Source organism: Gilliamella sp. B3022 (assembly GCF_028751545.1).
Taxonomy (GTDB): domain Bacteria; phylum Pseudomonadota; class Gammaproteobacteria; order Enterobacterales; family Orbaceae; genus Gilliamella.
This window is the reverse complement of the sequence record NZ_CP071867.1, coordinates 1221557-1243427: the sequence shown is the minus strand read 5'-3', so window position 1 is coordinate 1243427 and position 21871 is coordinate 1221557. Positions and strand designations below refer to the sequence as shown.

Below are 21871 nucleotides of genomic sequence, written 5' to 3'. Positions count from 1 at the left end.
AACAGGAAGTTTAAATGGTCAGTTTCGATAGCCACATAAAATTCTCTATCTCTTTTCAAAGATTGTCCCTTTTTTGAAAGGAGATTGCATAAACCTGTATTTGGTTAATAAGATATAACTTATTCCACCAACAAAAAAACCGACAATCCATGATAAACTTACTTCATAAAATGCCGAAGCAGAACCAATAAGCATCGCTAAAATAGCCGCAGGATTATAACCTGCAAACTGACCTTTATTATTGTATAAAGCATGTATATTAATTTGCTGGCGACGTAATAAATAATATTCCACCAATAGTATTGCAACAATTGGTCCTAAAAATGCGGAGTAAATGAGAATAAATAAGCCTAATCCTTGTGCTGATGTATCTTGCACTAAAATCCAAGGGAAAGAAGCGATAGCTAATAAACCGGTAATTGTTACGGATAATTGATAATTGGCTTTCGTTAACAAGGTAATCACGTAAGCTGGCGGAATAATGTTAGCGACAATATTTACCGCAATGGTACCTAACACAATAAAGGTTGATACGATAATAGTGATATAGGAATTATCTACCACGATTGCAAAGGCTTTCACTGGATTAGCGTTACCAGTGACAGAAGCCAACATCACGCCAATAGTTATAATAAAACCATAAGCAATAAAAATCGGTAGAAAATAAAGTAACGCTCTTTGACGATGGCTAAAGCCTAATTTGAGCTCTCGAGAATAATCAGCTGCACTCAGAAAAATTGCAGAATAATTGCCCAAAAACATCATAATAAAGCCATAAAAAGGCAGTCCCCAGGTTCCTTTAGGCTTCACCCATTTGTCTATAACAATATCTTGATGATCATTGAGTAGTATAATAAAAACATAAACTAATGCACAAAGAATAACAACCGAAATTAAGGTTTCAACCCATTTTATTGCATGGAACCCATATAGCGACAAGGCGATTTGGAAACATTGCAAAATAAGAAAACAGACAAATACCTGATTAAATCCGCCATTCGATAATATTTTAATGATTTCATTAAGGGCTGTTGCGCCAATCCAGCTTTGAAAGCCATACCAAACAATAGCAGGAATACCACGTAGCAACGATGAAACAACAGCTCCTTTTATTCCAAATGACATGCGCAGTTGCATCACATAAGGAATTCCAGTGCGATATCCTAACCGATCATTTAAAACAAAAATTGTGGTAATAATTAAGATTGAGATGAACATTGCAATGAAAGTTTGAAGAGTATTCATAGTCGCAACTCCTGCTACTACCAAGCTTGCGCCTAAAGTCATATTACCTAAATTCATACCATCACCTATCCACATAAATCCATAGGTAAAACAATTCATGGTTCGATCTTTATTGGTCTTAGGTAGTAATGATCTGTTAATGGTTAGTGATTCAGATGATGATTGCTTTGTATGATTTTTCATAATCCTATCCCTTAATTACCTGAGTTTTTACTTATGTCTTTATGATTAACAGCGAATAAAGGTTCCTCTTGGTGTTGAATCAATACCAGAATCAATCTGATAAATGGTTTCTCCTCGTAACAATGTTTGTACGACTTGTGCACCAATTTGCCTACCCACATAAGGACTAAATTGATTGCGATATTCAAGATTTTGAGCTTTTAATACATAGCATGAACGAGGTTTTATAAAAATAATGTCAGCATCTTTACCAACTTGAATGGCGCCTTTGGTTGGTAAGTTGTATCTTTCGGCAGGATTTTTTGCGATAATATCGGCAAATTGCTTTAATGACATACCCCGTTTTTGTACCGCTTCATCAAAAAATATATCCACATTATTTTGAACACCAGAAATGCCGCCCCAAGCATCAAAAGCATTGTCTTTATTTTTTAAATCATAGGTACAAGGTGAATGATCGGATACGGCGGTAATAATGTGTCCTGCAAAGAGGTATTTCCATAATCCTTCTTGAGCTTGCTGATCGCGGATTGGTGGTGAACATTTTGCAATTGGTCCAATAGCATCCAATTGGTCTGTAGTAAAATAGAGGTAATGGATACAGGTTTCGCACGTCACATTAATGCCTTCTTGGCGTGCTTTGATAACCTCTTCAACTCCTTCTGGACAAGCGACATGGCATATATGAATCGGGCACCCAGTTTGTTTAGCGAAAAAGATTGCTCGACGAATTGCTTCAACTTCAGTAAATGCCGGACGGGTTGCTACATATTGTGATAATTTACTTTCGCCTCGTGCTTTAGCTTGTTGCCCTAAAATATCAGTAATTGCGGCATTTTCTGCATGGATAGCTAGCACTTTACCGGTTTTAGCAATTTGGCGCATTCCTTCCCACAATGCATAATCATTCACATTAGCAAAATCACCTTCAAGATTTGGATCCCCACAAGTTGCCATAAAACATTTAAATGCCGCAACACCTTCTTCGACTTGTTCTGCAATACCATTATTGGTTAAGTTATAAGGAACTAATCCCCCATAGGAAGCAACATCGACATAAAGTTTTCCTTGACCAGCAGCGTATTTTTGATGAAGAGTTTCAGCACTGGTAGTGGCAGGAAGTTGATTAAGAGGCATTTCAACAAAGGTTGTTACGCCCCCTTTTGCACATGCTTTTGTTCCAGTCACATAGCCTTCCCACTCATGACGAACACCGCCAGGCTCACTAATATGCACATGAACATCAACCATACCTGGGCTGACAACTAAGCCTTGAGCATCAATAGTCTTAATAGCTTGCTCCAAATCCAAGCCAATAGCCGCAATTCTGCCATTTTTTATTGCAATATCGGTATAGACTTCACCCGATTCGAGAATAACAAGACCATTTTTTATGATCAGATCGTATTGCATAACATTTTTTCCAAGTAAAGTAACAACGAATCAAAGACAGTACAACTAAAAGAATTATGAAAAAGTGATAAGAACAGTAATGCAATAAATATGCCAATGAATCAATTGGTAAGGATCGATATTGTGATTTGAAAATTTCGATTCGTGATGCACTAAAAGGATCCAACAATGTGTAGCTATATAACATTTTGCCACATTTTTGTGATATTAGAATGAAAATAGATACACGTTATCAAAAATTTCTGATGCTTGCGGATTAAATCATTTGCCTTACATACAACCTAGTAATTTGATTATAGACCATCTTAATGTAAGGCTTAATAAACTATTGAGCAACAACTGTGAAACGTTGCTGAATATGTTTAGCATTTTCAGCTTCATCAACCATAGCAATAGCATAATCAGCATAGCTAATTTGGCTTTTGCCTTGACTATTAATCATAAACTGCTCACCACCAGTGGTATAATGACCTGTTCTTGGACCATCAGCAATAAACTCAATAGCAGGGCTTAAGTATGTCCAGTTCACATTGTTACATTTTTTGAGTGCATCTAACGCTTTTGCCATATTATTTGCTAATGGTTTAAACTCTTCAGGGAATTGGGGAGTATCAACTAAACGAATAGAATGTTCTGGATTGACATATAAACTACCTGCACCACCAACAACTAATAATCGATTAGGTTTATCCATCAAAATATCCGTAAGATGTTTTAAACTTGTTTGATGTAAAGGCAGTGACTCGAGTGTCCAGGTGGCAAATGCATCAACAATAACATCAAAAGGTCTTAAATCATCATAAGTTAACTCAAAAAGATCTTTAACCAATACGTCAGCTTTAGGATCAACTTTAGCATCAGCTCTACGGACAATTGCCGTGACGGCATGACCACGGTTAAGTGCTTCTTTAACAATTAATGAGCCTGATTTACCATTTGCACCAATTACAGCTATTTTCATTATTTACTCCTTTCCTATTATTTAAATTAAAATTCAATTTGATTCGAATAAATGTCTGTTATATAAAAAATCTTTTACTCAATGGCAAGTTTTAGATTAATATTCAAAGTATCTATTGTAAAGTAGGTACCGTTATGTAATATAGTATCTTTTAGGAAACTATCATTGAATTTAAAGGAATTATTAACAATGTTATTAAATGAAAATTTGCCTCCTTGTCCTGTTGAAATCACATTAATGTTAATGGGTGATAAATGGAAAGTATTAATAGTGCGTGATTTACTGACTGGAACCAAACGTTTTGGCGAATTAAAAAAATCCCTAAATGGCATCTCACAAAAAGTCCTCACTTCTCATTTACGCATTATGGAAAAAAATGGCTTAATCACCCGCAAAGTTTATGCACAAGTACCACCAAAAGTTGAATATACCTTAACCGAAGTTGGACAAAGTTTAAAACAAGTGCATGATGCGATGTTAGCGTGGGGAAAAACTTATCAAAAATTAATATCAAACAGTGAATGAATAAAATCATAAAAACCATTTCTTATAGTAACGAGATAAATACATTGGGTAATGGCATTAACAGTCAATCGTGTAAAAATCGAATACCGTAATAAATAAAAAAGTGGATCATTTTTGCACACTATTCATTTTATTCAACAACCTATTGAAAGTACACTACTTTTTCCAACGGAAAAACAAAGTTTTTTAGGATTTATTTGAACAATAATGCATGAATCATTGAAGAATGATTGAACAGATCAATTGAACATGATATCTCTATTCATAAACATCTTATTCAATCGGAATATCGCAATTTTGGTCAATCTATATTACTATGATTTCATTGATTTTCGTATAATGAAGTGATTATGAGTGCGTTGTCTAACCATCTAACCATTAAAGACATTGCTAAATTAAGCGGTGTGAGCAAATCGACCGTTTCACGGGTAATTAATCATGATCCAATGGTGAAAGAAACCACCCGTAATAAAGTGATGACAATCATTGAACAGTATCAATTTATCCCTTCTAAGTCAGCAAGAGCAATGCGTGGTTATGGAAATAAAGTGATAGGTATTATTGTCACTCGTCTTGATTCGATGTCTGAAAATCAAGCAGTGCGCGCTATACTGCCAATTTTATACCAGCATGGTTACGATCCTATCATCCTTGAAAGCCAGTTTAGTGTTAATAAAGTCCACGAACATTTAACCATATTGAAAGAAAAGCAAGCAGATGGTGTGATTGTGTTTGCTTTCACTGGGTTAGAACACTCATTATTATCATTTTGGCAAAATAAAAGTGTGATAATCGCCAGATCATTTCAGGAATATACTTGCATTTGCTACGATGACATTGGTGCAGTCACAACCTTACTGAAATATTTACATCAATCAAGAAAACATCAAAATATTGGCTTTATTGGTATTGATCAACAAGACCAAACAACAGGTGCATTACGCTATCAAGCCTATATGGATTATTGCCACAAACATCAAATCAGTACAAATGCTTACTTAGGCAATTTGAGTTATCGTTCAGGTTATGAACTTGCTGAATCAATTTTATCACACTCGCCAACAGCAATCGTTTGTGCGACTGACGCCATCGCTTTAGGATTAAACAAATATTTACAGCAGAATCAATTAGAACATATTGTGGTCGCGAGCATTGGCAACAGTGAGTTACTTAATTTTTTGTTCCCTGATACGCTTTCAGTTGAGCTTGGGTTTGATAAAGCCGGTACCTATGCCGCCCAAGCATTACTCAGCATGTTACAAAATACCGTTTCATTTAAAACCACTACCGTACCTTGTAAATTAATGATTTAAAATCAGCCTCGATTAATCAATCGCCTCACAATCCAAGTAAAAAATTGTGAGTTCAGTCACAAATAGGGAACGTTCCCATTTATTATTTATTAAAATCAATTTAAGCTTGATTCATATTAAATAATAGCCAAACTATTGATGAAACAAATCAGCTAAAGTTTTAATTACAAGGAGACTTTTATGGCTAAAGATTCAAAAATATCAACCGAATCAATAACGCAACTGGTCGATTTGATTGGTGGGAAAGAAAATATTGCCAGTGTTACCCACTGCTTAACCAGATTAAGATTTGCGTTGATCGATCCCAACATCGCCAATGTTGATGCCATACAAGCCCTTCCTTTTGTCAAAGGTTGTTTTAACAACGCCGGGCAATTTCAAGTTATCATTGGGACGAATGTTGATAGCTATTACAAAACTTTAACCCAACAATTAAATTTGGACGAAGCAAGCAAAGAACAGACCAAAGCCGCTGCTAAGAAAAATATGTCTTTCTTTGAACAACTTATTGCCAATTTGGCCGAAATTTTTGTGCCATTATTACCGGCTTTAATTGCCGGAGGTCTATTACTTGGTTTACGTAATATCATCGGTGAAATGCCAACTATTGATGATAAACCACTGATTCAAACTTACCATTGGTTAGAACCTATCTATAATATTCTTTGGCTACCTTGTGAAGCGATTTTCCACTTTTTACCGGTTGCTATTTGCTGGTCTACGGTGAAAAAAATGGGTGGTTCGCCAGTATTAGGTCTTGTACTGGGTATTACTTTAGTTTCACCACAACTAATGAACGCTTATGACCTTGGAAGCAAAATACCGGAAGTCTGGGATTTTGGTTGGTCTAGTATCGAAAAAGTTGGCTATCAAGCACAAGTGATCCCATCCATTTTTGCAGGTTTAGCACTAGGGTGGATCGAAACACGATTACGCAAAATTGTGCCTGACTACTTAACGCTAGTAATTGTGCCGATTGTTGCGCTGCTAGCATCAGTATTTTTAGCTCACTTTTTATTGGGACCATTTGGACGAATGTTAGGTAACGGTATTGCTACGGTTGTTAAATATTTAATGACCGGCGATTATGCTTTTATTGGTTCAGCTATTTTTGGATTTTTCTATTCACCGCTGGTCATTACCGGTATTCACCATACTACACTCGCTATCGACATGCAGATGACCGAAAGTATGGGCGGCACTCCGCTTTGGCCAATTATTGCTTTATCTAATATTGCCCAAGCATCCGCGGTAGTGGGTATTATATTAGTAAGTAAAAAACATAATGAGCGGGAAGTCTCGGTTCCAGCTGCCATCTCGGCTTATTTAGGTGTAACTGAACCGGCAATGTACGGCATCAATTTACGCTATAAATTCCCAATGCTATGTGCCATGATCGGTGCAGCTTTAGCTGGATTAATTTGTGGTTTATTTGGCGTTTTATCTAATGGTATCGGTGTCGGTGGTTTGCCGGGCATATTATCGATTAAATCGGTATATTGGTCGATTTATGCCTTAGCAATGATTGTGGCGATTGTTGTACCGATCGTTTTAACGGCTACCGTTTATAAAATAAAGCTTAAACAAGGTACGTTAGATATTCGCTAAATAGTCTATAAAAGTTAACCGTTCTGGCATAAGAACAGTTAATCAATTGTTTAAATTAACGTTTTTTAAAAATTACTATGAAGAGCAAGCAATGAATAAAATTGATATTCCTTGGTGGCAAAACGGTACTATTTATCAAATCTATCCCAAAAGCTTTCAAGCCAGCGGCGCAAGTCCAACTGGGGATGTATTAGGTATTATCAGTCGATTAGATTATCTAAAAAGACTCGGGATTAGTGCCATTTGGTTAACGCCTATTTACCCGTCACCACAAATTGATAATGGTTATGATGTCTCTGATTATTATGATATTGATCCCGCCTATGGCAGCATGGAGGATTTTGAATTGCTGGTACAGCAAGCCCATCTTCGCGGTATCCGTATTATGATGGATATGGTATTTAATCATACTTCAACTGAGCACCCATGGTTTAAATCTGCTTTAGATAAATCCAGCCCTTATCGATCTTTTTATATTTGGAAAGATGCCAAATCCGATGGTGCTGAGCCTAATAACTGGCGTTCAAAATTTGGCGGTAAGGCTTGGCAATGGCATGAACCATCTCACCAGTATTACTTACACTTATTTGCTAAAGAACAGGCTGATCTGAATTGGGAAAATCCCAACGTCCGACAAGAAATCAAAAAAGTTTGCCAATTTTGGGCGGATAAAGGGGTGGATGCCTTAAGATTGGATGTCATTAATTTAGTTTCAAAACAACAAGATTTTGCGGATGATAACAACGGCGATGGTCGAAAATATTACACTGATGGTCCCAAAATACATCAATTTCTACAAGAGATGAGCCGAGAGGTATTCCAACCTAATCAACTTATTACCGTGGGTGAAATGTCCTCAACTAGCCTTGAAAATTGCCAACACTATGCTGCTTTAGACGGTAAAGAACTGACCATGACATTTAACTTTCATCATCTAAAAGTTGATTATCCTGATGGTTACAAATGGTCATTGGCACAGCCCAACTTATTAGAATTAAAAAAAATCATGGGGTATTGGCAAACTGGCATGCACGGTAAGGCTTGGAATGCCATTTTCTGGTGTAATCACGATCAACCCCGCATCGTATCACGCTTTGGCAATGAGACCCAATATCATACCGAATCAGCTAAAATGCTGGCTATGTTGCTCTATGGTCTACAAGGTACGCCGTACCTGTATCAAGGTGAAGAAATTGGTATGACCAATCCTCATTTTACTGATATATCACAATATCGGGATGTAGAAAGCTTAAATATTTACCATGAAAAAATCGCCGAAGGCATGTCGAAAGCGGAAATGCTAGCTATTTTAGCCAGCAAATCACGCGACAATAGCCGAACACCGATGCAGTGGGATAACTCCGCTCATGCTGGCTTTAGCAAAGGCGAACCGTGGATAGCTGTTGCCAACAATTATCCACAGATTAACGTAAAAGCCGCACTTGACGATCCCAATTCCATCTTTTATTGCTATCAAACCTTAATCAGATTGCGGAAGGAGTACCCAATATTTATTTTGGGTGATTATCAAGATTTAACGCCAGATATTGCCGATTATTGGTGCTATGTTCGCAATTGGAATAATCAAAAACTTCTGGTAATAATCAATTTGACGAATAAAACAACTCACTGGACATTGCCAAAAGATCTGCAACAGATTCATTGGCAACAATTATTCGGTAATTATACAAACAGCAATGCGTTGGAGTCTGAAATAACCTTAAAACCTTATCAGGCAATGTATTTATTGCTGAAAGTGGATGGATTAAATTAGCCGTTCATCTTTCAATATCATTAACGATTAAAAAGCGTAATCTAGCCAAGATTACGCTTTAATAGCGTTGTTTGAAACTAACGACCAAAATCGACTAAATAAAAAGCATTTTTACTAAAATATGGTCCTAAAACTATAGTACTCTTTCTTCAACGTATTACTCATTCTCGTAAATTATCTATCTATTTTAATTTAAGATTTTTCAAAAAAAAGTTGCAAAATACATGAAACCGTGTATTTTATATTCACTCTTCAATGATTTTTTGACGTTAATCAATTCCGGATGTTCAATGATGTTGATATCTAAAAAATAATCAAATTGCAGCAAAGCTAAATCATTACTCATAACAATAGCAACAACAATAATAACAATAATCTATATTTCGTAAGCATGAAATACTAAAAGAGGATAACATGGATAAAGGATTAACCCATCTGATCAATCCATTGGAAAATGGTTTAAGTCATGGTTTAAAACATGGATTAAAGCGCAGTCTGAAGAAAGGCACCGCCCATAATCGCTATACCTTAACTGTCGATGGTCAAAGCGCGCCGATTTCGGTTTTACAGGTTGCCGGCAATGAACAACTCAACCAGCCCTGGCATTACACCATCACCTTTACCAGCCCACATCCACATCTGGATGCGGAATCGTTTCTCAATCAAAAAGCCTGGTTTCGTTTCAATCCTGTTCATGCCGATTTGACCTCTTTGGCATTGGGTGCCTCAGACTTACTGAACGCCAGCACCCCATTTGATGCATTGCACGAATTAAAACCCTCCGAGTCGTCGGTCAATCCTCAAAGCGCGACAGCGCCCTTAAACGGGTTAAAGCAAAACACGCCACTCAATTCATTGAACGCCCTATTCTCACAAGGTGCATCACGTACGCTCTATGGTGTGATAACCACATTTGGACAGTTATCGGTCAGTCACGACGAGGTCCGCTATCAGGTGGTCTTATCCTCACCATTGGCAAGACTGGGGTTAAGTCACAATTATGCCATTTTTCAGAAACAAAGCGTGATAAGTGTGGTTGAAGAAGTGCTGCGCAGTCATGGCTATACGGGGGTGGATTATCGTCTGGAATTAAACCATCACTATCCGGAGCGAGAATTCATCACGCAATGGCAGGAAAGTGACCTGGCATTCATTCAACGACTGCTGGCGGATGTGGGGGTGTATTTCCGGTTTGAAACGCATGGCGAGCATCATTGTGATGTGATGGTCATCAGTGATAACGAGCAGGGGTATGGGCAGGCGTCGGATATCCGTTACCAACCGCCCAGTGGCACCCTGGATGGTGGACGGGAAAGTGTCTGGGACATCACCTTGCGCAGTCAGGTCGTCGAATCCTCGGTTAAGGTGCAGGATTATAACTACCGCGATGCCAACGCCAGTTTCGTTGGTGAAATCAACAGCCAGCCGAAAGACACCACCACTTATGGCACCGATTACCGTTATGATGAGCATTACAAAGGTCTGACCACACACGGTCAGGCAGAGAAAGACGGGGAAGAGGAAGATAACAACAACAATAACGACAATAACAACAATTATCACAATAGCAATAGCAATAGCAATAGCAATGACAATGACAATGACAAGAGCCATCATAACAGCGACAATCCTTACGACAATGCGGTGGAAAGTGGTAACTGGTATGCGCGAATGCGTCATGAACACGCCATCAGTCAACAAACCGTCATCCACGGGAAAAGCAATCATGCCAATCTGACACCGGGTCAACGCATACAGATTAACGGTAGTCCATGGATGGACATTGATGAGGGCGTCATAATATTAAGTGTGGAAGGGCAAGGCAACCGCACCGAAGCTTACGAACTGCGTTTTACCGCCATACCGTATCACGCCTTAAAACCTTACCGACCGGCACCGCTGCCGGCGCCGACGGTGCACGGCACCCTGCCGGCACGGGTAAGCAGTCCGGATAATGACACTTACGGTTACATTGATACACAGGGTCGTTATCGGGTTAAATTTAACTTTGACTTAAAAGCGTGGAAAAACGGGGAAGAGAGCCTATGGTTAAGACTGGCCAGACCGTATGCCGGCAGCACCTATGGCATTCACTTTCCGCTCATTGACGGCACGCAAGTGGCGGTCGCCTTCACCAACGGCAATCCGGACCGACCGTATATCGCCCATGCCCTGCACGACAGTGCGCACCCTGACCTGGTGACCACGATAAACAAACACCGCAATGTGATTCGCACCCCCACCAATAACAAACTGCGCATGGAAGACAAACGGGGGCAGGAGCACATCAAGCTGGCGACCGAATACGGCAAAACGCAACTCAATCTGGGACACTTAGTCAACCAAAAAAAAGCGTTACGGGGCGAAGGGTTTGAACTGCGCACCGATGAATGGGGGGCGATAGCGGCTGAAAAAGGCTTATACCTGACGACACAAACCGAGCCCAAAGCGCAAGGTCAGCAACTGGATATGCAAGGCGCCATTACCCAGCTGGAAAATGCCTTATCGATAGCCAAAGCGCTGCAACAGGCTGCCAATCAATGCGACGCACACGGTGCTGACACCGCCAGTCAGGACCAGCTTAAAGCAGCGTTAACGACGCTCACTGAAAGTGGCATCTTAGCTTATGCACAGGCAGGCATTGCGTTAACCAGTCCGGAAAATATCCAACTGTCCTCGAGTAACAGTATTTCCTTAACCAGTGAACACCAAACCGACATCCATGCCCTGAAAAACATCACAGTCACATCCGGCGAAGCCATAGGCTTATTTGCCCATAAATCGGGCATGAAACTGTTGGCCAACCAGGGGGAAATCAACCTGCAAGCGCAAAATGCCAACTTGAATATGGCGGCTCAACAAGATATCCGCATCGACAGTGTGGACGGTGAACTCACCCTCACAGCAAGCGAAGAGCTGACGTTAATGTGTGGTGGCTCTTTTATCAAAATCAGCCGTGAGGGCATTGAGCTGGGCACAGCGGATAATGTGTATATAAAAAGCAATGCTCTGCAAAAAATGGGACCGGCGACCATCAATGTATCGCCCCCTTCTCTGCCTAGCCCATTATCTGCCACGACAAACCGTATTTGTTTACGCTGTTTAATTCAAGCTGCTGAGAATGGTGAAATGTTTGTAGTTAGTGGGAATTAATTCGTCATGTTAAACATCCATATTGTCAATCAAATAAAATTAGAACGCCAAAAACAGTCACGATATAAATTACACCTTTATGCTTTAATCGATGGCCTTGGATATGAGCGTTTATTTCGAGATGAAATCGTTGAAAGTGAAGGAGTGGCTCCGTTATTCATTCAACCTAATAATCAAGATGTTGCTTTTGCAGGGCCTTGGATTTTCAATGTTTCGCAATTGAGTGATGATTTAAAAAGCCAAGTCATTAAACTTGAACAAACGTATCCCTCGGTGTCATGGATAATCTCATCGTTATCTTTTAACCATTTATTGAATCATTTAGAAAGAAGATTGCATTTAACCTTGGAAGAGAATCGTTATGCGTTACTTCGTTATTACGATCCACGAGTATTAAATAGACTCCCTAGCGTATTCACACCGGAACAATTTAAACTCTTTACGTTACAAATTAATGAGTGGATCTTTTACCTTAACAATCATTATTATTCATTGATGACAGGACGATTATCATGAAATTTAGTACAGAACAAATTAACAAAATTTTAGAGCAAGAAAAAGATGAATATCTTTGGGATCTGATACATAAATTTAAAAATGATAAACGTTTGAAATTACCTGATGAACAAATTGACGATCTGTTTAAACGATTAAAAGAAACATATAACTATCTTATGGAGTTGGGGTTTGATAAAAAGGTGCTCATAGAAACATTTTTATGTGCCGAAACAACAACGCCTGGTTTTAGAGATAATCCAAAATTCAAAGCTTGGATAGAAAAGCCTAACGGAATTCCTGAAAATCAATTTGAAGATTTATTAAGAATAGCCAGTAAAATTCAATCATGGCAATAAGGAGAAAATATGGTAGTACCTATTGTGATTGGTATTGCGTTAGAAGAGTTGGCTTTATATATTATAGCTACTGGTGCAGCGATTATTTATGCAGATCAAACAATGAATAAAGAATCCGGTACTAGGACTGATTCAAAGCCAACTTGGCCTAATAGTTCTGAAACGGATTCTTCAAAAAGCGGTGAAACTACACAAAGCGATTTATTTAACTACAGTGCTGACGCTTCAATAGACGAAATTATTGAACGAGAGCTGCATTCGCAATCAATTGGCCTTGAACAAGAGTACAGTCGAATTAGCTATGATGAAAAAGCACGGCTACGAGCAGAAACCTTAGCACTTATAACGACATTAGTAACCTCGCAAAATTGTGATTGCCCACCCGATACCTATAAGCGGGTTAAGTTAAAACCAATACGTCGAGGTATGAGCTTACTGTCACTCGATTATCAATCAGCGATTTGTGATGTTGAGTGGTACATTGAGGAAGGTAATAAAAAATCAAATTTAATTCCTGAGTGGGTCTATTTTCAGGGACCGGGTGATCCGCCAGTGGATTTTGATGGATGGCTTCCGCGGTTTTGTCTATTTTTAGAGGTTAAAGCGCGTTATGATTTTTTATTTCAAAAAGGGTTAGGAAAGCCTGTGTTAAATAAATGGGCTTCAAATTATTACGAAAGATTAATAGATCAAGCAGCACGGCAAAATAGGGTATGCGATTTTAATCCTCCTGCAAAATGTTGTTGGGTGTGGATGACACCAAAAGCGTATCTTCACTTTGAAAACATAAAGCGTAATTTTCCACATTTGTTGTCTATTTTTGTTCCATTATCTTTTTATTAGGAAACCATTATGAAAAAAGAATTAGCTGTTGAGATGTATTTTAAACCTGAAGCCTATTTACCACTCTCTGTGTGTATTGCGCAAATTGAACAGATATTAAAAATCCAGCATAACTATCTTCATAAAAGTGAAAATTGGTACTTATGTGGTGCCTCTAAGAAAAAGTCATCCATTTATCAGCTATTTAATAAAAATGGCGTAACTAAAGTTGGATTGGAAAAATTAACTCAAAAATATAAGAAAAATAAGAATTCTTTTAGTGGATCTATTTGGGATAAAGATACTGAAGAGGCAGCTCTAATTTATTTTTTATATGAGAAAACTTTTGAGAAAAGATTTTTCCTTAAAATTGAATTAGATTTTACAATAGATATTGTGATTACTAAATCTCAAACAGTCACTGCATTTATTTTAGCCTTAGTTCAGAAATTTAATAGTGCCTATATTATGGTTAATGGAAATTATTTACCAAAAAAAGCTGTTTTTCCCGACAGACTATCTGCAGGCTGGATGATATACCTACCCAAGGCTCAATTAACGCACGAAATGGTGCCCGAGTCGTCGGATGTGGTAAGTGTCAAAAATGAGGATGGACTGGTAACCGGAACGCTGGTGGTAACGATGCCTCATTTTTTTGATGAAGAAAATGCAGATGATATTAAAGCGGTAAATCGAGTTGATATTCGGCTACGTGAGTTAGATCTATTGCCATTGTATACAGACATGTAAACTATTTATTCTGAGTTAGAGGGAAGAAAAATCAAATTTAATTCCTGAGTGGGTCTATTTTCAGGGACCGGGTGATCCGCCAGTGGATTTTGATGGATGGCTTCCGCGGTTTTGTCTATTTTTGTTCCATTATCTTTCTATTAGGAAGCCATTATGAAAAAAGAATTAGCTGTTGAGATGTATTTTAAACCTGAAGCCTATTTACCACTCTCTGTGTGTATTGCGCAAATTGAACAGATATTAAAAATCCAGCATAACTATCTTCATAAAAGTGAAAATTGGTACTTATGTGGCGCCTCTAAGAAAAAATCATCCATTTATCAGATATTTGATGAAAATGGTATAACCGAAGTTGGTTTGAAAAAGCTGACTCTTGGGTATAAAAAAGAACATAATAGTTTTGATTTGGCTGTTTGGGATAAAGATACTGAAGAGGCAGCTCTAAGTTATTTTTTATATGAGAAAACTTTTGAGAAAAGATTTTTCCTTAAAATTTATTTAAGTTTTACAATAGATATAACGATTACTAAATCTCAAACAGTCACTGCGTTTATTTTAGCCTTAGTTCAGAAATTTAATAGTGCCTATATTATGGTTAATGGAAATTATTTACCCCAAAAAGCTGTTTTTCCCGACAGACTATCTGCAGGCTGGATGATATACCTACCCAAGGCTCAATTAACGCACGAAATGGTGCCCGAGTCGTCGGATGTGGTAAGTGTCAAAAATGAGGATGGACTGGTAACCGGAACGCTGGTGGTAACGATGCCTCATTTTTTTGATGAAGAAAATGCAGATGATATTAAAGCGGTAAATCGAGTTGATATTCGGCTACGTGAGTTAGATCTATTGCCATTGTATACAGACATGTAAACTATTTATTCTGAATTAGAGGGAAGAAAAATCAAATTTAATTCCTGAGTGGGTTTATTTTAAGGGGCCGGGTGATCCGCCAGTGGATTTTGATGGATGGCTTCCGCGGTTTTGTCTATTTTTAGAGGTTAAAGCGCGTTATGATTTTTTATTTCAAAAAGGGTTAAGAAAGCCGGTGTTAAATAATTGGGCTCGAGGTTATTACAATTCTTTAGTTAGTCAAGCTAAAAGACAAAATAAGGTATGCGATTTTAATCCTCCTGCAAAATGTTGTTGGATTTTTATGACACCATGGGCGTACTTGGGTTCCCTTACCCTAGTTATAGAGGATATTTTATGCAAGAAATAATAGATGTTCAGTTTGATATAATCATTTATTTACCGAAAGTCACCTTCATTACCTACGCTGATTTTTGTCACCGTTTGGAAAAGGCCTTAAAGGTTTATCAACACTGTTTTGACCCCAAAATGACTTGGTATTTGCTCAAAAATACGGTGAAAGTAAAACCCGAGGCGCTAGTCCATAGTCCCGATGGTTTTACTGAGTTTGGTTTAAAAAAACTCTCTTTCGCTCACAAAAAAATCGATAAAGAGGGTGATACGCTCATTTCATTTATTGATGGTGAACACAATACCTTCGGAAAAGTTATTACTTATGATGCATCTAAATCCTTAGATAACTCGTTTGTTCAATCTAATATTGACTTTTTTTTCACTGAACCCAACGAGCCTCAAATTTTAAAACAAATCACGTTTTTTGTTACCGAGCTGGCAAACGTCTTTACCGATAGCTATATTGAAATCGATTTGATGCAGACCTTTTCGAAAGTGAATGCGCTATTTGTAAAACGGATTGGTGTCTCATTAATTGCTTATATTCCAAGTCCCTTAAAAGCTAGCGACTATCCCGAAGCCCATCAAGTGATCCCGATTGATAAAGACGATAAACAGGTGGGAACTGTGATTGTATCGCTTGATCATTTACCAAGTATTGAAAACACCGAAGATGTGAAAACAATCAATCGGATTGATTTAAGATTGCGCGATGCTGATTTATTACCAATAAGAAGTGATTTATAAGGGATATTATGTGACAAGCTACTCTGTTCAATGTGATTATCAACTTAACTAAAAAAGCGTTCATTACCTTTGTCGATAGACATGAGCGATCACACAAAATTGTGATTGCCCACCCGATAACGTTGGCGTCGCTTTACTCGGCAATAATTCGCCAATATGGAAAACCCTTGCTTTTCCATTATCCACAGAAAACAGGACTGCCATTTAGCAGCGGTATTGGGGCTAATCCCTAATTGTTGATTGGCGGTTTTAAGGGTTTCACCTTGTAGCAATAAGTCAACAAAAGGCAACCACAGTTCGCAATGGGATAAATGATTTAATTGATATTTTTTGAGCGGATTAAACGTACGTCGACAGCTTCGGCAACGAAAATTAAGGCGGTGACCAATACGAACCGTCAGAGGTGATTGGCAATAATCGCAAGGCATGACGGATGTACTGAGCAAATCTTTAAGCCATGATTTAAATGCTTGCGCTTGCTGACTGACCTGGTTAGGGGTGGTTTTCTCAAGGTCTAATACCGCTTGATAAAGGTCAGGCTCATGCTGTTCCAGCAATTGCCGAATAACATTATCCCGTCTACGAGCTGCTCGTGGTGACAGGTTGAACTGAGCTGCAATAAAACTGTGGGGCTGAGCCGTTAAGGTGTACGGAGCAATATCAATCAGCAATGATGTCGGTTTAAGGCGCTGGTATAAAGGATTTGCTGCAACGAAATTGGGCAACTGTTGCAAAAATCGCTCAGCAGCAGGCTGTTGCTTACTCGGTAAAATTGCATGATACATTATTACGCTCCTTATAACGGTATAGACTCCTCAATAATTTTTACAAACACTATAACCTAAAAAGTAAACTCTTGGAATTGTTTAATTAACGACTGCCCAGCCTAAACAGAATATGCTATATTATTTTTTAACTGATTTTACAAGGTGATACGATGGATATTAAACTGACTAAGCATGACAAACGCTATATTGAAGGCACAGACGATGTCTACAGCATTATGCAACGTGTGTTATTGCGTGATAACCAAATCGACCAAGAAAAAGAACATCTTTGGATGATTGGTATGAATCAAGCTGGTTATATTCTGTACATCGAACTGATTGCGCTTGGCAGTTATAAATCGGTCGACGTTGAACCGATGAATGTATTTCGTGTTGCGGTAATGAAAAACGCCTCACGCGTGATATTAGTTCACAACCATCCGTCAGGATCGCTGACGCCGTCGGATGCCGATAAAGATATCACCGATCGCCTCATTCAAGTTGGCCGTATTTTAAATATCGACCTAATCGACCACCTAATCATCACCCCAAAAACCTATATCAGCTTCCGCAGTACTAAACTTATGGACGAGTTAGAACAAAGCCTAAAATACATCCCAACTTATCAAGTGGTTGAACGCATCCGTAAGGAAGAAAAATTGATTGCTAAAGAGAAGTTGGCGGTTGAAAAGGATAAGACAAAAACAGCTCAACAGAAAGCGAAAGCGGAAAAGGAACGACGAGAAAAATTAGAACACGCAACAGCGACTGCTTTACGTGATAAAGGTGTATCAATCGAAGATATTGCTAAGATTTTGGGGATTTCGGTGAAGGCGGTGGAAAGGGTTGTTAAAAGTACTAATTAATTTGAATACACAATAATTTAATTTTTTATATAACTTCAATTTACTTTTATATTGTGTGAGTTTTATTAATATGAATAGATCGATATATTTTACCATAGCAGAAGATTTGCTAATTCAGTTATGTCGGAGGATAGAAACGAGAAATAAATTAAATTGTTTGGAATTTAACATTCATGCTGAAGATTTTTATGTTTACTTTTTAAATCTACTTTATGGTTATTCCTTAATAAATATTAATGAGTTTTCACAAAATGAAGAAGGCCTAGATTTAGTTGATGAAAGTAACAAAATAATACTTCAAGTAACGGCAACGGCAACAAGAGATAAAGTTAATTCGTCGTTAAGCAAGGATTTGTCATCCTATAAAGGATACAATTTTATTTTTGTTTGCATATCGAAAGAAGCTAAACATTTGAGAAAAGGGTCATATAATAATCCTCATTTATTGAAATTTGATCCTGAAAAAGATATTTATGATGTTACTAGGCTATTAAATAAAATTCTTCATCTTGATGTTCATAGTCAGGAGAAAATTGCCCAATTTCTCCAAGCCGAGTTAGCAGCAAAATATAATGACCCGGCAAAAACTTATACTAACATTGCCGAAATTATAAATAGATTGGCATCAGAAAATTTATCTATTACGAATTCATCTAACCCAACAGTTCCTTTCAATATTGATGATAAAATATCGTTTAATGATTTAAAGCGCTCAGCCTTATTAGTGGAAGACTATAAAGCATATAGTTCATTAATTGATGGTATTTATAATACTTTTGATCAGGCAGGAAAAAACAAAAGCTTATCAGTATTAAGATTTATTCGTAATCATTATATTAGACTTTCTCAAAACTACGCCAACGATGATTTATTTTTTAGAATTATAAACGAACTTGTAAAAAGTATTCAAAATAGCTCAAATCATAATTCGATTCCGTTAGATGAGCTTGAGTTTTGTGTTAATATTATTGTCGTTGATGCATTTATTCGATGTCAGATTTTTCAAAACCCAAATATAAAATAAATTAGAGAATTTTTAGTATGTTATTACCAGAAAATATTCACCCTCAAAATTCTTTATATTTTAATGGTGCTTATATTTTAAAGGCATTAAAAAAAGAAAACGATTTAAGTATGATTGAACTCTACTTTAGAGTTAAAGGTTTTCATCAAATATCGATGCCAGTTTTTGTATTAACATTAGACTGGTTATATCTTGTCGGATTAGTTTCTTTTAATTCTGTTGGAAATATTACATTATGTTTTTAAAATCGCTAAAAATATCTAATCAAGAAGGTTTAATTAGAAATATTGTTTTTCATCCAGGATTAAATCTTATTGTGGATGAAACCCCTATTAATTTTTTAACAAAAACGGAAGATTGTTCTACTAACGATTCTGAAATCACCACTGGAAATAATGTTGGCAAAACAACGGTATTAAAGTTAATTAATTTTTGTTTAGGTGGTGATGCTAAAGATATTTATACAGATCCAGAAAACAAAAAAAATGAATATCTTTTAGTAAAAGAATTCTTAATTAACACTCATGTATGTGTTTGTTTAAATTTAATATCTTCTTTTAATGAAGAAAATCCTGAAGAATTAATCATTGAGCGTAATTTTTTACCAAGAAATAAAGCTATAAGGAAAATCAATGGTGAGCAAAAAACAAGTGAAGAGTTTGAATGTGAACTTACCAATCAACTTTTTCCTGATCATTATGGTAAAAAACCAACATTTCCACAGATTATTTCTCACAACATGAGATTTAAAGATTTAAGTCTTAAAAATACCTTAAAAATATTAAGTCCTTTTACAAAAGATGAAGAATACGAAACACTCTATTTATTTTTACTCGGCTGTGATTTTGATAAAGGTGATGAAAAACAAAATTTGATATCATCTATCAAACTAGAAAAAACATTTAAAAAACGCTTGGAAGCAAAACAAACTTATTCAACATATAAATCAGAATTATCGTTAATAGAAATAGATATTGTAAACTTACAAAACAAAAAATCACTATTATGGATTAATCCTAATTTTGAAAATGATTTACAACAATTAAATGAAGTCAAATATAAAATAAAAAATTATAATTCTAAAATTAGTCAATTAATGCTTCGTAAAGAACTTGTTACAGAAGCGATTGAAAATATTAACTCAAGTTCAGCAAATATTGATTTTGCTGAATTGAATAGTTTATATTCAGAAGTCACAAATCATTTTTCTGACATCCAAAAAACATTTGAAGATCTTGTTAATTTTCACAACAAAATGATTGAAGAAAAATCTAGATATATTGCAAAAGATTTACCCGTTCTAAATAAAGAATTATCTGAATACCAACGTTTAGTTTTAGAGCTACTCGAGCATAAAAAACTGTTAAAAGAAAAATTATCAAAAAGCTCAACATTTGAAGAAATCGAAAAAATTAATATTGACTTAAATAATAAATATAAGCTCAAAGGTGAATATGAAGCAATCATCTCTCAAATTGATATTGTTGATGAAAAAATAAAATGTTTGAATAAAGATTTGTTACATATTGATAATGAACTGTTCTCTAAAGATTTTGAAGAAAAATTGCAAGGGCAGATAAACAAATTTAATATTCATTTTACTGCCATTTCTCAAGAACTCTATGCAGAACAGTATGCATTAAAATTTGATAAAGCAGAAAATAAGCAAGGTCAAAGATTATATAAATTCAGTGCCTTTAACCGAAATTTTAGTGATGGTAAAAAACAAGGTGAAATTACCTGTTTTGATATTGCTTATACTCTATTTGCGGATGAAGAAGAAATACCATGCTATCATTTTCTTCTGAACGATAAAAAAGAATTGATGCATAATAATCAGCTAGAAAAGATAGCAGAATTAGTTCAAAGAAAAAAAGACAATGTACAGTTTGTAGCTTCTATCCTTAAAGATAAGCTACCGGATGCGCTTAATAAAGAGGAGTATTTTGTTGTAAAACTTTCCCAACAAGAAAAATTATTTAGAATAGAAAAAATACTTGATTAATTTCAAATTTGAAATGGTTTTAATTAAAGTCATTTTTTCTAAATAAGTATTTTCTTAACTGTCATTCTTCGAAATTCCATTAATATATAAATTAACATCCCGTATATCTATCAAATATTTACCCTTACATCCTACACATAGAGGAACAAAGGAGTTTGAGATGATAGCTAACCTATCATCGCCTAAACATTTGAATAACAATATTGCACTAACCTATAGGAGAATCTGCAAATATATTCTTAAAGAAAATATATTTGTAATTATGGTGCTTTTTGAATTTAGTGACTTGAAATTAATAGAAGTAAATATTAAATAAATATTGAGGATCGCTCCTCGATCATTTTTACCCCTTCACACCCACCACTTGCCTTAATTGATGCATTATCTCGACCAATGCATTTTGCGCAGCCATAACAGCATCAATATCTTTGTATGCCATTGGGATTTCATTAATCACATTAGCATCTTTTCGACATTCGACATGTGCCGTTGCTTTGATTTGATCTTTAATGGTAAATCTGTTTCTCGTCGCTGTTGGGTTTATCATTCACAACACAATGTGAACAGGAGCAGAAACTATCTGCTTTGACCAGTTATTGTAAAATAGAGCTTTTTGCAGTTTCGAGAACGAAAAAACAGAAGAGTAATGATGCCG

The 21871-nt window shown here is 36.5% G+C and carries 20 protein-coding genes and 1 pseudogene; 16 read left to right on the top strand and 5 right to left on the bottom strand.

What is annotated here, in order from left to right:
* Window positions 1-45 precede the first annotated feature (45 nt).
* The 3 genes from J4T76_RS05615 to J4T76_RS05605 all read right to left on the bottom strand — a co-directional run bounded on the left by J4T76_RS05615 (window position 46) and on the right by J4T76_RS05605 (window position 3802).
* Complete coding sequence (locus tag J4T76_RS05615) at window positions 46-1428, bottom strand: NCS1 family transporter (protein WP_267356222.1); 1383 nt, start codon at window positions 1426-1428, stop codon at window positions 46-48.
* 45 nt (window positions 1429-1473) lie between these two features.
* On the bottom strand, window positions 1474-2841 hold the full coding sequence (gene allB, locus J4T76_RS05610) for an allantoinase AllB (protein ID WP_267356220.1): 1368 nt from the start codon (window positions 2839-2841) through the stop codon (window positions 1474-1476).
* Window positions 2842-3166: 325 nt separating this feature from the next.
* Window positions 3167-3802 (bottom strand): NAD(P)-dependent oxidoreductase, encoded by a 636-nt coding sequence (locus J4T76_RS05605; protein ID WP_267341963.1) that lies wholly within the window; start codon window positions 3800-3802, stop codon window positions 3167-3169.
* Between the two features lie 189 nt (window positions 3803-3991).
* Between J4T76_RS05605 and J4T76_RS05600 the strand changes: the two genes are divergently transcribed.
* The 12 genes from J4T76_RS05600 to J4T76_RS05550 all read left to right on the top strand — a co-directional run bounded on the left by J4T76_RS05600 (window position 3992) and on the right by J4T76_RS05550 (window position 16554).
* On the top strand, window positions 3992-4327 hold the full coding sequence (locus J4T76_RS05600; RefSeq protein ID WP_267356218.1) for a winged helix-turn-helix transcriptional regulator: 336 nt from the start codon (window positions 3992-3994) through the stop codon (window positions 4325-4327).
* Window positions 4328-4677: 350 nt separating this feature from the next.
* Window positions 4678-5640, top strand: a complete 963-nt coding sequence (gene treR / locus J4T76_RS05595; protein ID WP_267341961.1) for a trehalose operon repressor TreR — start codon at window positions 4678-4680, stop codon at window positions 5638-5640.
* Window positions 5641-5820: 180 nt separating this feature from the next.
* Window positions 5821-7248 (top strand): PTS trehalose transporter subunit IIBC, encoded by a 1428-nt coding sequence (treB, locus tag J4T76_RS05590; protein WP_267356216.1) that lies wholly within the window; start codon window positions 5821-5823, stop codon window positions 7246-7248.
* A gap of 91 nt (window positions 7249-7339) precedes the next feature.
* Window positions 7340-9022, top strand: a complete 1683-nt coding sequence (gene treC / locus J4T76_RS05585) for an alpha,alpha-phosphotrehalase (RefSeq protein WP_267356214.1) — start codon at window positions 7340-7342, stop codon at window positions 9020-9022.
* Window positions 9023-9436: 414 nt separating this feature from the next.
* Window positions 9437-12175: a type VI secretion system Vgr family protein gene (locus J4T76_RS05580; protein WP_274460539.1), complete on the top strand. Its 2739-nt coding sequence runs from the start codon at window positions 9437-9439 to the stop codon at window positions 12173-12175.
* Window positions 12176-12181: 6 nt separating this feature from the next.
* Complete coding sequence (locus J4T76_RS05575; protein WP_267354719.1) at window positions 12182-12691, top strand: DUF4123 domain-containing protein; 510 nt, start codon at window positions 12182-12184, stop codon at window positions 12689-12691.
* Window positions 12688-13029, top strand: coding sequence for a hypothetical protein (locus J4T76_RS05570; RefSeq protein WP_267341168.1), 342 nt, complete (start codon window positions 12688-12690; stop codon window positions 13027-13029). The genes J4T76_RS05575 and J4T76_RS05570 overlap by 4 nt, the downstream gene beginning before the upstream one ends.
* 9 nt (window positions 13030-13038) lie before the next feature.
* The gene (locus J4T76_RS05565) at window positions 13039-13872 is read left to right on the top strand and encodes a Tox-REase-5 domain-containing protein (RefSeq protein ID WP_267355992.1); all 834 of its coding nucleotides are present in this window, start codon (window positions 13039-13041) and stop codon (window positions 13870-13872) included.
* A gap of 9 nt (window positions 13873-13881) precedes the next feature.
* On the top strand, window positions 13882-14601 hold the full coding sequence (locus tag J4T76_RS05560) for an Imm52 family immunity protein (RefSeq protein ID WP_267355991.1): 720 nt from the start codon (window positions 13882-13884) through the stop codon (window positions 14599-14601).
* 153 nt (window positions 14602-14754) lie between these two features.
* Window positions 14755-15474 (top strand): Imm52 family immunity protein, encoded by a 720-nt coding sequence (locus J4T76_RS05555; protein ID WP_267355989.1) that lies wholly within the window; start codon window positions 14755-14757, stop codon window positions 15472-15474.
* Window positions 15475-15556: 82 nt separating this feature from the next.
* On the top strand, window positions 15557-15823 hold the full coding sequence (locus J4T76_RS11860) for a Tox-REase-5 domain-containing protein (protein ID WP_416380718.1): 267 nt from the start codon (window positions 15557-15559) through the stop codon (window positions 15821-15823).
* Complete coding sequence (locus tag J4T76_RS05550; RefSeq protein ID WP_267355987.1) at window positions 15811-16554, top strand: Imm52 family immunity protein; 744 nt, start codon at window positions 15811-15813, stop codon at window positions 16552-16554. Before J4T76_RS11860 ends, J4T76_RS05550 begins: the two co-directional genes overlap by 13 nt.
* Before the next feature lie 89 nt (window positions 16555-16643).
* On the opposite strand, the gene J4T76_RS05545 is transcribed toward J4T76_RS05550, so the two are convergent.
* Entirely contained in the window at window positions 16644-17339 is a 696-nt protein-coding gene (locus J4T76_RS05545) for a hypothetical protein (protein ID WP_267355986.1), read from the bottom strand.
* Between the two features lie 152 nt (window positions 17340-17491).
* On the opposite strand from J4T76_RS05545, the gene J4T76_RS05540 reads away from it, so the two are divergent.
* The 4 genes from J4T76_RS05540 (at window position 17492) to J4T76_RS05525 (ending at window position 21216) form a co-directional block, all read left to right on the top strand.
* A complete protein-coding gene (locus tag J4T76_RS05540) occupies window positions 17492-18187 on the top strand; it encodes a JAB domain-containing protein (protein ID WP_267355984.1) in 696 nt (231 codons plus the stop codon).
* Between the two features lie 70 nt (window positions 18188-18257).
* On the top strand, window positions 18258-19211 hold the full coding sequence (locus tag J4T76_RS05535) for an ABC-three component system protein (protein WP_267355982.1): 954 nt from the start codon (window positions 18258-18260) through the stop codon (window positions 19209-19211).
* A gap of 17 nt (window positions 19212-19228) precedes the next feature.
* Complete coding sequence (locus J4T76_RS05530; RefSeq protein WP_267355980.1) at window positions 19229-19456, top strand: ABC-three component system middle component 6; 228 nt, start codon at window positions 19229-19231, stop codon at window positions 19454-19456.
* Window positions 19447-21216 carry a DUF2326 domain-containing protein gene (locus J4T76_RS05525; RefSeq protein WP_267355978.1) on the top strand — a complete coding sequence of 590 codons (1770 nt, stop codon included), beginning with the start codon at window positions 19447-19449 and terminating at the stop codon, window positions 21214-21216. Before J4T76_RS05530 ends, J4T76_RS05525 begins: the two co-directional genes overlap by 10 nt.
* A gap of 343 nt (window positions 21217-21559) precedes the next feature.
* On the opposite strand, the pseudogene J4T76_RS05520 reads toward J4T76_RS05525, so the two are convergent.
* Window positions 21560-21797: pseudogene (locus J4T76_RS05520) on the bottom strand (RtcB family protein); the annotation flags it as partial.
* Window positions 21798-21871 lie beyond the last annotated feature (74 nt).